The sequence below is a fragment of the Psychrobacter sp. NG27 genome (assembly GCF_016106655.1).
In the GTDB taxonomy this organism is placed as follows: Bacteria; Pseudomonadota; Gammaproteobacteria; order Pseudomonadales; family Moraxellaceae; genus Psychrobacter.
Genome location: NZ_JADGIN010000003.1, coordinates 351,316 through 365,437 on the forward strand (window position 1 = coordinate 351,316; position 14,122 = coordinate 365,437).

A 14,122-nucleotide genomic window follows, 5' to 3' on the forward strand; every position below is an offset into this window, starting at 1 on the left:
ATAAGTACATGTTAACCTTTCTGCTAATTCAATAAAAACAACTAAGCACGTTAAGAATAAACAACGATTCGATAGGAACAGTAGCATTATGGCAAACCCAAAAAAATTAGAAGAAAAAACAAGCGAAGTTAGAAACACCCTTCATAATTCTGACCAAGAAAACATTCAGGTCAGAGGCGCGCGCGTACACAACTTAAAGAACGTTGATGTTGACTTACCTCGCAATGCACTAGTGGTCTTCACCGGTATATCAGGCTCAGGGAAGTCGTCATTAGCATTTGGTACGTTGTTTGCTGAGTCACAACGCCGCTATCTTGATTCAGTATCGCCTTATGCGAGACGGCTGATCGATCAGGTTGACGAGCCAGACGTCGATAGTATAGAAGGATTGCCACCAGCCGTTGCTTTGCAGCAGAAGCGGGGTACACCTTCAGTGCGCTCGTCCGTGGGTAGCGTAACGACGATATCCAATGGTCTACGCATGTTGTACTCACGCGCAGGAGAGTATCCAGCTAATCAGGATATATTGTACGCAGATGCGTTCTCTCCCAATACACCAGATGGTGCTTGCCCAACTTGTTCAGGTATTGGCCGCGTATTTGAAGTCACTGAAGAGTTACTGGTGCCAGATAACACCAAGACCATCCGTGAGCGTGCGATTGCAGCATGGCCACCAGCGTGGCAAGGACAAAACCTTAGCCGTATATTGACCACATTGGGCTATGATATTGATAAACCATGGCACACATTGCCGAAAAAAACACGCGACTGGATTTTGTTTACGGATGATACGCCGACGGTACCTGTCTATCCTGAATACAACATTGAGCAAACGCGTGATGCGATAGAAAAAGGCGAAAAGCCAAACTATATGGGTACTTTTACCAGTGCCAAAAACTTCATTTTGCACTCTTTTGCCACTACTCAAAGCCCGCGTACTAAAAAACGTGTCTCGCAGTTTATGCAGATATCTGAGTGTCCAGAATGTCATGGCAAGAAACTAAAGAAAGAATCGCTATCGGTTAAGTTTGAAGGACTCGATATCGGTGAGCTATCACAGCTAACGCTAACAGAAATGGCGGAAAAATTAGAAGTAACCGCTCGTACCAAGGTAGCCGATAACACACCAAACCGCGAAAAAGCCATCGTCGCCCAGCGTATCGCCAGTGACATTCTCTCTCGTGTTGAAGCGCTGACAAGGTTAGGGTTGGGCTATCTCTCGCTTGAGCGTACCACACCGACACTCTCTCCTGGTGAGCTACAGCGACTGCGATTAGCCACTCAAATTCGCTCGCAGTTGTTTGGCGTAGTATATGTCCTTGATGAGCCATCGGCAGGTCTGCATCCCGCTGATACTCAAGCATTACTAGATGCATTGGATGAGCTGATTGCAGCTGGGAATTCGGTGTTTGTTGTTGAGCATGATGTGAGTGTCATTAGACATGCTGATTGGATAGTCGATGTCGGGCCAAAGGCAGGCACGCATGGTGGCGAGATTGTTTATAGTGGGCCTATAGAAGGCCTTCGTGAGGTTACACAGTCGCATACTGGCCAATATCTTTTTGCCAATGCCATGTCTAACGCACAGTCAAAATCTAGTACAAGGCAACCGACAGAGTGGCTTAAGCTTGCAAATATCGAGCGAAACAATATCACAGGATTAGACGTTGAGTTTCCGCTTGGTGTGATGACCAGCGTCACAGGGGTCTCGGGCTCAGGCAAATCAAGCCTCGTCAGTCAAGCACTGGTAGAGCTTATCAATGAAGCACTGGGGCAAAAGACAGTCATAGAAGCGCCTGTCGGTGAGGCGGACTTACTTGAGCAGGAGCTTGAGTCAGTAACTGGCGGTGAAATCGTCGCTGGCATGGAGCACGTCCGCCGTCTTATTAATATCAATCAAAAAGCGATTGGTCGTACACCGCGATCTAATTTGGCAACCTATACTGGTTTGTTTGACTATGTACGCAAGCTGTTTGCAGCGACTAAGCAAGCAAAAGAAAAAGGCTGTGATGCTGGCAGGTTCTCGTTTAACACTACCAAAGGCCGCTGCCCAAATTGCGAAGGCTTAGGGTTTGTCAGTGTTGAGCTGTTGTTTTTGCCAAGCGTCTATGCGCCTTGTCAGGTTTGTCATGGTCAACGCTATGACGATGAAACACTGGCAATCACTTATCGAGACAAAAACATCGCTGAAGTCTTGAACTTGACAGTGGAAGCAGCATACGAATTTTTCGTCGATGAAGCACCTATTTTGCGTGCATTAGAGGCGTTACTACAAGTTGGACTTGGCTACTTACGTTTGGGTCAGCCTGCTACAGAGCTGTCAGGCGGCGAAGCGCAGCGTATTAAGCTTGCCACCGAGCTGCAGCGTGTGCAACGAGGCGACACGCTATACATATTGGATGAGCCAACCACAGGTCTACATCCTGCTGACGTGTCTATGCTCATGGCACAGTTAAATGGTCTCGTCGATGCGGGCAATACCGTCATCATGGTTGAGCATGATATGCAAGTGGCGAGCAATAGCGACTGGATCATTGATATCGGGCCAGGGGCTGGGTATGCAGGCGGGCTAATCGTCGCTCAAGGCACACCATGTGACGTTGCCCAATCAAAAGGAAGTCGTACTGCACCGTTTTTATTGGTGTAATGGCAGTATATTTATATCAGTGTCTTTACATCAGTACATGTTACCGATGTAAAAATGAGTATTAGAAATAGAATTTTTCTAATACTCATTTCTTTATAAATATTTATGCAGGTCTCTCTTCTTGTACTTGCAAACGTTCAATTCTAGCTAGATGACTGTGTCCTAACTCTGGCTCTGCCGAGGCTATCCAAGCGGCATATCCTGACAGCGTATTTAAAGTCTCATCAGCGCGTAATGTACCGCCTGACTCTAGGTTATGGACAGCTGCTCGTAACATGCGCTTAATCTGACGAGATACCCTAGGTACGCCTTGTCCATTGACCACCATACCAGTAACGTTATGCTGATTGCCTTTACGAATCACACGTGTCTTGTCGTTATTCAGCGCAAAACCTTCTTCACGTAAGATTTTATTCACTGATCCTAAGAGCTGACCAATCAATTGGTTGTGCTTAGTGTCTAAATCGCTCTTTGCAGAGGTGGATTTCTGACTGGATACTGGCAAACTAAACGTTAAATCATCGGCATAGCGGCTATAGCGCAAGCCAATTTTGTCAGCCAGTCCCGTTAAGCGTCGATCTAAATTTAAGCAGACAATATTGGATAGTGCAGGGCTAGTGGGTGCGCCTTGTGGCAAAGCTCTATCACCCAACGCCACATAGTAGGTAACGCCATCTTGTTTGATGATTTGTCTAGGCGCTTCGGTGCACAATAGCGCCAGTAGCGTGGATATTTGTTCTTGATAACCGGCATGACGGAACACGCCTTTGACGCGGCGCCAGCTGACACTAGGGAAAAAGTCTTTGACATCCAGCTTAATAAGCAGCTCACTATTGCTGTGTACGGCTGCATTGGTCACGATGGATTTGCCACGAACAAAACCATGTGCGGCATCATGCGTTGTTAAGTTGTTTAAGACTTGGTTCAAAATCCAACGCTGCACGAATTTTAAGCGCGGAATGGGCGACCATATTTGACGCGGCGACCCATTGCGTTTGGCAATAGTGAAATGCGAGTAGGCCAGATTGGTTGCGACGTCCTTTTGGTAGCAGAGCCCTTTCAACTGGGGTACGGTTAGGTTAACTGCGTCTGCCAGCTCAGTATGCTTGTTGAGTATTGGCAATTTATTTTCAATAAGGCGATTGGATGCGTCTTTGATATCCCATTTATCGGAACTGGTGTCATCTGACCAGTAGACTTGGTGACCAAGATGGACAATATGGTGAGCTTTGTAGGCTTGCCAAGCAGCCTTTTTGAGACTTTTTTCTTCAGCTGCTTCCTTTTTTAAGGCTTTTTTATAGCGATCCCGTTCTTTTGGGCTCATGTTATCGACAGGTTGGCGATCTACCATAAAGCCGTTCTTCACGAGCTGCTGCTGAACGTATTGATAGCGTCCGCCTGCCAGCTCAATGTCTTGCCATAGTTGCTGCCACTGTCGCTCAAAGGGCGTGGCATTAGGCACAGGGGTTATATAATCATTCTGCTGCTCTGTCTGCGTCGTCATACCTTACACCCCTTGGTTTTCGATAAAGCCTTTGGCTTCAAATCTGGCAATATGTTGTAAATAAGCCGCTTTGGCTTGAGCAGGTTGGTTAAACACAAAGTGCTGATGTGTACTGTCATCACCCGTGGTCTGCTCAATCGTTATTTTTTTATGTGCGATGGTCAGATAGATATAAGTGATACAAGTCTCGTCTGTTGTAGCAATCGCTTTATCTTTGATACTGTCTGTCTTATTATCTAATGATGGTTCTGATAGTTGTGCTAATGCAGATAAGTCCATCACCAAATCTGAGGGTGCTGTGATAGCCTCGTTTTTATACTGAGTGGCAGCTTTAGTGGAATGGCGAATAGAGTGGCGAATAGGCACACGCTGACTCAATATACGAGTGTCATGCCAGCTGTCGTTTTTGGCAGTAGTACTGTCGTAATTGTTATAACTGAGCCTTAATGCTATGAGATGCGCACACACACCTTGTGTGAGTCGGTGCTGTAAATACTGCGGACAGCTACATTCTGCTCGGCTGACCAGTGCTTCATCACCCAGTTGTAGCTGACTGTGGTAAGTACGTCGATCCTCTTCAACATAGATATCAGCACTGATGCTCACGCCTTTGGTAGCGACAGTCTCGACAGAGAACTTCTGCACAGCATCCGTACGGCCAATCAAATCAAAGGCCTGTTTTTCTGCCTCATTATGATAAGCAAACTGCGCCATATCGAGCGGTGTCTGCGTCAATGGACGATAATAATAGCTCCCTTGCGCAATATCATAACGAATCAAGCCTTGCTGCGTTCCCGCTAGCAGCCACTGTCGCACTTGTGCTTGCGTGATAGGTGCTGATTTTAATTCTGACTCTTGCGTTGTTAGCTGCTGGGTCAATACTTCTACCGTACTTGGGCGGTGAGTAAGGCTATCAACGACCTTTACTAAATCACTATCAGTACTTTCTAATACTTGCTCACTATCCGCGCTAAGTGTGTTTTGCTGTGGACGCTTAGGCAGTAATAAGTCAAAGTTCAATGACTGTGACCAATTGGCTTGGCTAAAGCCAGTCATAGCAAAGGTGAAATGAAAGCCTTTGCCTTTTAGTGTCCAATAGCTTGGCATGCCTTGACCCAGTAGCGATACCGAAACGCTGTCAGTATGTGGCAACAGACGTTTTAATAGGCTGAGACGACGGCGACCCCATAAGCGAATCAGCTTTGCCTGTTGACCTTGATAGGGCTTTTGCTGTTGGCTGACTTGGCTAGTAACAGTGATGTCAAATGGCTCTAATATAATCACTGGCAGCTGCTGAGGTCTGAGTTCAATCAACAATCCACGCCGTTTGCCTTTGATATCAGCATGCATGCGCAGCTCAAACAACACGTTGTATAGCGCGATTGGATCAAGATGAATGGTATCTTGTGGCAATTGACCTGCGGATTGAACTTGTAGCAGTGCTCTGATCCAGCTTTTGGGCACATTGATGCGCTTTTCTATGATCTGTTTTTTTACGGTGGGCGTGGTTACTGTACTGTCAGTATCTGCTTCAGCGGTCTCTGGCATAGTTTCGAGTAACTGTAAGCCGACCGCTTCATGACCAATGTCTAATACCGTTTGTTGATGGTCACGAATTTTTTCAATGCCGTTAAATAAGGCCGTACTGTAATCAATACTTGTGGTACCAAGGGTAGGCTTGGTACTTTGCTCAAAAATCTCATTGGTCAAGGTCAATTGAGCATAGCAACCTTCATCACGGCTAAATACCTCAAAGCTGACACCTTGCTCATGCACTTGAATAATTGGGTCTAAAATACAAAAGGCGAGTGGGTCATTGTCGAACAACCACGTGAAATAATCACGCTGTGCAGTAAATAGGTTTTTATTGCTGCTGGCACGGCGCATCTGCATAAAGACCGTATACGCTGAGCGGTCTTTTGGCACATAACGGTAGTCACTACTCACCACATCAAACAGAGCTAGCAAACTGTCACGAAAGACAAGGGGAGACTTGACCTTACCGTGGAAGTTAACCTCCGATCGATTCAGCTGAGTAAATAGTGCCACATGCTGAGTGTGTTCGGTCGTTTGCGCCTCCGACAATGAATCTGACGATTCATTAACTTGACTGATTTGGCTAGGTGCGGCGTAGTCCAACTGCATCATCAGGCCATCAGTGTTTGCCATTACTTCTGACTCTGTTTCTGATGCTTGGTCTAATTGATTGTCTATAGTCATTGACTGTCTCCTTCACCCTGATTGCTTTTTTGACTGCTGTCCTGACTATTTTGTGCTGCGATGGTCGAGCTAGGTTGCGATTCCATATTGCCAGATGATAACGGACGCTTTTGCTGTGCTCGTATCATGGCACGTTGCCAGCGGCGTAGTACTTTATAAGCAAGCTTCTGAATGTCTGAGTTTTCATGAGCCATGAGCGTCGTCAGCCATTGTTCGATATTTGGATCATGTAGCTGTCCAATCGCTTCGATAGCACGGATACGAACCGTCAGCTCCATGTTGTCATTACCTGCACAATGATAAAGTGCGTTAGCATCTTTTGCTTTGGTCCACTGTAGCAGCTGTTGATTGATTGGTATCTCGGTAGACGAGCTCTTATGTTTTAGCGCATTCTTTACTACCGTTATTATGGATTTTTGGGTAGATGTACCGCTTTGTTCAATACGAGCAATCACAGTTCCTAGCAAGGCTTGGTTGTCGTAAGTGAGCTGCGATTGAGTTGCTGTCGAGACAACGCTCAACGTTGGCAAGATACTTGATAGCACCTTATCTTCAGCGACAGGTCTAGCCAGCAATGCCAACAACGCTTGCTGCCACCAACCGCTAACAGTCGTAGAGAGCAGTGGGACGGAAGTGATGGTCAATGGTTGACGAGCATCATTGAGCCAGTCAAGCATTGCCGCGATTTGCTTAGTAGCCGCTTTATCGACAGTTCCTTTGGCAGTTGTAATGGCTATATGACGCATGATTAACCACACCAGTTGCGAGATGGTGGTACCCACTTGCTCAACCATATCAATCCACTGACTATTATTGATGGTCGTTGGACTGCGGTTGATGGTATCGATAAGCGTGTGCCATTGCTCGCTTGCAGCACCAAAACGCTGCTGCAACATCGCAACCATTTCTTTGTCTAGATAGTTGGTCGGACATTGGGTCAGATAGCACAGTCCAATATGCTGTGTCAGGGGATTACTACTACTAATCAACGCGGTAAGCTGCGATGTCGGCATGTCTTGCTTGGCCATAATGGCATTTTGCAGTGCCATCAGGGTATCGGCTGGCAAGTGCGCACTATGCTGGGTGATGAATGTTGCCAGCTCATCGATGCTGCTATTATCAATAATACGCTTTAGGCTCAAACGCTCCGTCTCTTCTACAAAGTCATCATTATGGCTTTGGATGGCTGCCCAATCATAAGGGTAAACCTGCGATGCGAGGCTGCCCCAAGTTTTCTGTGCCGCCGTATAAGCTGCCATAAGCACAGCATGGTCTAAACTGTTCTGCTTTAAGATATCTAAGATTAATGCTTTATTGGCATCGTTATTATTCATCTGCAATAGCCATACCGCATGCCTTTGCGGACGGAAAAATATGGCTTTATCAAGGTGAGTGCGTATATAACTGCGGATTTGTTCCCAAGCAGGCGTTGTGTTGAGCCAGCGCAGTCCATTTAACCAATGGACAATGGCGGGATTGGTGAAATGGACTGCGGGGTCTGACAAGTGCGATTTTAATAGCTCAAAAATATGCGAACTATGCTCAAAGTCACCACCTTGTGCAAGGCGACCTAAGGCTTCACTGGCCACGTCTTGCAGGTAATGCTCATCATCTTCGGCCAGTTTGATTAACTTATCATAGGCTTTGTATAAAGTATGAACCTGTAAGTTTTTATCGGCATTGTCCGCAGGTGAGCTAGCATTAGGCGAGTGAGTATTTTGACTTTGGTTGTTACTGCCTAGCAACTCGCCAATGGCTAACACACTGCAGCTGCGGAATTCAGCATCAGGGTTGTAATCTATCGTGGCCATCAAGATATTGACCCCATCAGCGTGACCACATTTAGCCAGTCCTTCAGCCGCGGCAAATTGTACATCGGCGTCTTTATTACGCAGGGCGTTTTGTAATGAGGCAATGCTGCCGTGTCGTCTTTTGGCTCGATATGCCAGTGCCTCGACCAATTTAAAGGTATGGTTAGCTGGCATCTGCTCGTAGGCGAGCGCCAAAGCACTATCAATGCGCGAGGATAAATCGCTGTCGTCCGATTGTACCCATGCCAGTGACGGCAATAGCTGCGCAGCAAGCGCATAGTCACTATGATTCATAAGGGTAGTAAACAGTGATAGCAAGACTTGCGAGTCTCTTGGATGCTGACGTTGTAACCAGCGTGTGTCTTCACGCTCATCTAGGTAATCATCGATGTTTTGATCGTAACCGCTGATTTTTACTAAGCTATCAAATAAGTATTTACGCTCTTCTTTGTTTCTTTGCGGCGTATGCTCAAACAGATTTTCTAAACGCTGTAGTAATGGCGCCACGAGATTTGTGTTACGCAGGTCAGCAATATCACTATAAATGAACTGTTTAGGTTTGTTGATATGTGGATCATCGAGTAAGGCTAGTAATCGTAAGTGCGCCTCATTCGCGACCTGTTCAGCAGTAGCAATATCAAAGCTACTCTCTAAATCATTATTAAAGCCACCATCTAAAATATTCTTATTGATGAATTGGTACGACGTGAGTGCATCGACAAGCAAATTCCAGCTACGGTACTTTTCATTGCTCGCTTGAGCGTCTTCAGCAAAATCAAACAAGCTATCAAATAGCGTGCTGTCTGCAAAGAGTACGTCATGAAACTCGACCAGTTGACTCAGTGCTTGATATTTTGCATTCCAATCATCACTCTTCACAGCGTGCAGCAAAAACGTCAGTTTGTCTTGACGCTGCACTGACGGCGATTGACTGTTTGCAAAGGGTGTGACAATGACTTGTTTCCATTCAGCAACGATCTGAGGCAGTAACGACTGACAATAAGTCTGTAGCCCAAGCAAGCTGGCTGGCAGATGGCCTAGTCGGCCTTTTAGCAGCTGATAGGTCTCTTCTGCTAAGGTGTGATTATTGGTTTTTAACAAATCAATGAGTTGTTGATCAGCGCTACTGACAGTAGCCGATGGTTTGCTTTGCTGCTGTACGGCATTATTATTTGCGGTATCTAACAATAAATCTAAGCCGCGTTTTACCATATCTCGGTAGGGCGTACTCATGGCATAGTCAGCCAGATTTTTGGCAGGCATGTCCAGCTTATACAAGCATGCCCAAGCCAGATCACGAGTGTCAAAACTACTGTGGTTCAGTAGTGGCAACAGCACGCGACTGGTACTGTCTCGCCAGTCCTCATCGTTATTAGTGTTGTTATTGGTGTTAAGCTCTGATGGTTGAGTAGCAAGCCACATTAACCCTCGAATGGCTTGGTCTGTGGTGCTGCTATTCGCATAATAATCATCGCCTGCGCGTATGACGCCAATCCAAGCACCAAAAGCAAGAGACTGGTAAGGATAATCTACTTCCTGACAGTCTTGTTTGTCAGTAGGCGAGCTACCTACTGTTTGTGCATCGCCTGCTACCTCATTAATGGTGGCCGTAACTGGGTGAGCACTTAACAATGCCTGCAAACTGCGTTGCCATTTTTGTAATGTCTCAAAAACATCGTCCTCGTCGTCATAGTAGTCATGGGCGAATAATTCAGATAAGTTGCAAATGACACTAATGGTTTGTGCGCGTACCAATGGCTGCTGATGTCGACTGAGGTTGGCGAGCTGTTGTAAGTTTTCGGTACTCACCGTCGTTAGAATACTTGCTCGGATAGAGGCCGTATTATTCGACTGTCCTTTAACACCACCTTTATCTACCGTGTTTGGCATGGCATCCATCATCATCGTGATGACTTCAGAGTGAGCGGATAAAATACCGCCTACTTGACGTGACAAGTAATCATTTAAGTACTGCCACGTTGACGATAGTGCTGGCTGATTATTAGTGTGTTGTACGTCGTTCGGGTAACGAGCGAGTATGTTGGCATAGACTACTGCCGTGTCATTATCCGCAAAGCTTAGGGCTTCTATCAGTCGATTGGGCCTGACAGTGCTAGTAGCGGTCGCTTCAGGAGCTTGCCTGCCACCTTGCAAGCCATTCTGTAAATCATTAAATATCAATAACAGTCTGGCTGCTACTGCATAAGATTCTGACTCAAACAAAGGCTGTAATTGCCGTGCATGTGTAACACCTAAACCGTGCTGTGCTTGAAGCCAATGCGTAGGTGTCATCGGTGCGACAAGCGTACTCAGATTGTCTGTTTCGTCTCTTATGTCATGAGTAAGGAAGTACTGCCCGCGAGCGTCACCTAAAATAGCCAAACATAAACTGGCTGATTGACTGATAATGGCGTGCTCATCTTTCTGCCATTTCACCAGTAGATCAATGTCCTCAAGCGAGACTATCTGCGTAATCTTTGGTGCAAGAGGCTTAAAATCAGCATCAGGGTGGTGTAGATATTTAGCATACCAACCTAGTGCATCATGCTTTGATGGATATGCCAGTTTAGACAAGCCAGACAGTGCTTGGCTAACATGACTGTGCCACTGAGTATAGCTATCACTTTTCTTACCTTGAGAAGGCATAGGTATCTCTAAGTAGTGCTTAAAGACTTCGTACGCTTGTTCATCACTCCGCTGTGCCTGTTCTTCGTCAGCATAGAGGCGTGATTGGCTGGCCAGTAGTTGAGCGACTGTCAGTTGGATGTCAGGATAAGGGCTGTTTAAGGCTGCGGTAATCAATGCTTCGTGATGATTCGGTTGATCATCGGTGCTACTATCATCTAGGCTGCTGTTATCCGCTAAAACAGTAGGCTTTAAGTCTGTTAGTGCCAGAGCGACCGTTAAGGCTTGTTTACGTAGCTCAATACTGTCATCAGCGAACATGGCCACGAGCGCTGGCATCAGTTGTGTCAGCTGAGTCATATTCGCTCTGGCTTGCACCGTCGTAAGGGCTAGTTGCTTGGTATCAGCATAAGGGCTGGCAAGCGCGTTCAGCATTACGTCAGCAAACCCCAAATGCTTGCTTTGCTTAAGTGTGATGTCAAAGGCTTGCTTACGGATAGCGGCAAACGTATCTGCAAAAAACAGGGTTAAGACGGCTTGATTGGTCTTTTGGCGGCTGGTTTCTTCAGTGTTATTGGCTTTATGCTTCGAATTCATCGCTAGCAGCAGTCGTTGCCATTCTTCTATCGCAACTTGATGTACATCTTCAAACAGGCTTTGCTGCAATAGCTTGATGATGTCAACGATAGCGCTGTCAGAAGTGTTTTTAGAAAAATTGTCAGATGACTGCTCGAATTGGCGGTTTAATAGAACTTTAACCACTTCTAACCGAATACTGGTAAAAGGGTTGTTCAATGCCTGTAGCAGTATGTCCGTCATCTCTGACGACATCTGAGTGTTTTTATCACTGCTATCACCACTATTTGAGCTATCTGGCGTAACATGCTTTAAAAATAGTGCCAATGACTGCTCATGAATATCTTGATGTTTAGAAGCAAAACCTGTCGCTGCCCAAGACAATGCATTGTCTGCCAACTTGCCATAGGCTTGCATAGCCACTTGGCGCACGCCAGCGTCCTTATCGTCCAATAATGTCGGTAGGACTGCTTTGGCGTCTTCTATATTTAAATGACCAAGCGCGGTGGCCACACCAGCACGGATGATGGCACTGTCTTCATGGCTCATCAGACTAATCAGGGTGCCAAACGCACGTTTGTCTTGTAGACAGGCCAGCGCATAAGCCGCTCGAAAACTGATATCTTCATGACTATTGCTTAAGCTTTGTAATAAAGGCTCTAACGTGTCATTGCTTAGATTTATAGATTCAGTAGCAAGCTTCTTGGATTTGGCCGTTTTAGCCTTACTCTTAGATGCTTGGGTATTATCTGCTTGCGAGATAAAATCTTGCGTAGATAAGGTTAAACGGATCGCCTCATCGGATTGTTTAACATTATTATCATTTGCCGCTGTGCTGCTAGCATTATCTAGTAGCGTGCCGCGCAGTAAGCGAAAGTCATCAAAATCAGACAGGGTACGTAATGTTTGCGTGTCGCCTTGCTGTTTGAGCGCTTCTATCAATTTAGGCTGAGACAGTAATGAGACGTAAAACGCCGTTTGCCTAATCTCTGTATTACGATGGTTCTGTAGCAGCATCAGCTGACGCGAGATTTCAAGGTGGTTTAGCATGCCGCGCTGATACAGACGAATCAACCCTGACTGGACAATGTCTGACTGATTGCAGTCTAGTGCCATTAAATCTGCTTGCGGGCTGTTGTCTGGCAACAGCGTCTCAAGTGAGGCCAATGCTTGCTTACGAATATTCGCAAAACTGTGTGACAACGCTTCTCTTAAAATAGGTAAGATGCGGCGCTGGCTCGTAGCATCCTTCATCGCGACCTTTAGGTAACCTTGTAACGCAGAAGCCACCACTTCTTCGTAGTAACGGTTTTTAAAGGCTTCTTCTAGATAATGCAGCGGGCGCTTCGCCGTACTTGCGCGGTCGGCCAAGGCATGAAAAGCAGCAAGACGTACTTTTGCACTGTGCGCCGAGCTTAGTTGCTGCTCTAAAACCTGTGCAGTTTTATCAAGATTAGTAGTAGCAATCCACTGTACCAGTTGCAATGCTTGATTGGCCGTGAGTGTGTCGCTATCAGCAAGTAATTTTTTAACCAGCTCTAATGTTTGGTTATCTGCTTGCGCCTGTAGCAGCGCCAATCCTTCTTTAAACGACACATCGTTATTGTTTGAGGCATCTGTCAGTAATTGAGCGATTCTCTGATAGCCGTCTTTGATGATATAAGTGACTGGGAGCAGCTTGCTATTTTTTGCCGTACTATTTTGTGAGGTGCTATTCTGTGCCGTACTTTGAGTATGGTCAATAGGTATGAAACGTAAGCTCTGATCAGCACTGACTACAATGAGCGTTGGTTGTTCAGCATAAGAAGATAAGACGATCTGTCGAGCCTTGGTTAGATCCTCTTTACAGCTATTTGGTTGACCCTTATCAAATGCCCATGATTTAACACTCTTGTCATCGGCGGCAGTGAATATCCGAGTGTCTGAGACACAAAGCGCGGTGATCATTTCACTGTGTTGGCTGGACTTGGCTCTATCAACAGGGTGTAGGTCGCCTTGGACATGTGTGCGGTATAAGCACTTATCTGCGCCTGCTGAGAAAAAGTACTGACCAACCGGCTCAAAACAAAGCGCGTTTACTTTACCTTGGTGGAGCTGTTTGCGACTACTTAGATTGAGCTGTGCACCATCTGATACCCATTGATAGCTACTAACATCTCCTGTTTTATCTGCCACAACGAGCCACGAGCCATCATTCGAGGTTGCTTGCGCTGTTAATGCGGATTCTTTACCTGATGCTGCTATAGAAGACGAATAAGGCTCAATGATGACAGTACTGCTGGCTTGGCTGTCTTGATAAGGCCATACTACGATATGTTTCGGATATAAAATAGCCAGTGCATCTTGTAGTGGTGCCATTGCTACGGCACGGCCTATAGTACTGTTATTATTTTCAGGTGCATCGAGTAAGGATTTGGCACTGGTCTTCTTAACTTTCTTGGCTTGCCAATCCGTTTGATAAAGATGACCATCGTCACCAATCATTACCACCGTACTATCATCTATTTTAGTGATGGCTTGCATCGCACAAGGCAGCGCAGTTGTCGATAAGCTAAATTGCTCACCTTGTTGATCAAGGACGTATAAGACCGTAGTAGATGCTTGCTGCTGGCGAGTAATAAAAAGACTGCGCCCATCTTGCTTGGTTGTCTTTTGAGTTGCCGCTTGGGTACTGTTGGCCTTACTGACTAAGCCAATAATTTGACCCCAATAGGGGAGTGTTATTGTTTTCATGGTGTT

At 46.0% G+C, this 14,122-nt stretch carries 4 protein-coding genes; 1 reads left to right on the plus strand and 3 read right to left on the minus strand.

Annotated features, from left to right (window positions below; all coding sequences use genetic code 11):
* Window positions 1-88 precede the first annotated feature (88 nt).
* Complete coding sequence (gene uvrA, locus IP485_RS07485) at window positions 89-2,647, plus strand: excinuclease ABC subunit UvrA (protein WP_198326688.1); 2,559 nt, start codon at window positions 89-91, stop codon at window positions 2,645-2,647.
* Window positions 2,648-2,750: 103 nt separating this feature from the next.
* On the opposite strand, the gene IP485_RS07490 is transcribed toward uvrA, so the two are convergent.
* Genes IP485_RS07490 through IP485_RS07500 form a run of 3 tightly spaced genes read right to left on the minus strand, consistent with a single transcriptional unit; the run spans window position 2,751 to window position 14,116 of the window.
* Window positions 2,751-4,151 (minus strand): reverse transcriptase family protein, encoded by a 1,401-nt coding sequence (locus tag IP485_RS07490; protein WP_198326689.1) that lies wholly within the window; start codon window positions 4,149-4,151, stop codon window positions 2,751-2,753.
* Between the two features lie 3 nt (window positions 4,152-4,154).
* Complete coding sequence (locus tag IP485_RS07495) at window positions 4,155-6,371, minus strand: hypothetical protein (RefSeq protein WP_198326690.1); 2,217 nt, start codon at window positions 6,369-6,371, stop codon at window positions 4,155-4,157.
* Window positions 6,368-14,116: a HEAT repeat domain-containing protein gene (locus IP485_RS07500; protein ID WP_198326691.1), complete on the minus strand. Its 7,749-nt coding sequence runs from the start codon at window positions 14,114-14,116 to the stop codon at window positions 6,368-6,370. Before IP485_RS07500 ends, IP485_RS07495 begins: the two co-directional genes overlap by 4 nt.
* Window positions 14,117-14,122 lie beyond the last annotated feature (6 nt).

Bases quoted from the DNA above. Each gene is read 5' to 3' on its own strand.
- uvrA (WP_198326688.1), top strand. From the start codon at position 89: ATGGCAAACCCAAAAAAATTAGAAGAAAAAACAAGCGAAGTTAGAAAC.
- IP485_RS07490 (WP_198326689.1), bottom strand. From the start codon at position 4,151: ATGACGACGCAGACAGAGCAGCAGAATGATTATATAACCCCTGTGCCT.
- IP485_RS07495 (WP_198326690.1), bottom strand. From the start codon at position 6,371: ATGACTATAGACAATCAATTAGACCAAGCATCAGAAACAGAGTCAGAA.
- IP485_RS07500 (WP_198326691.1), bottom strand. From the start codon at position 14,116: ATGAAAACAATAACACTCCCCTATTGGGGTCAAATTATTGGCTTAGTC.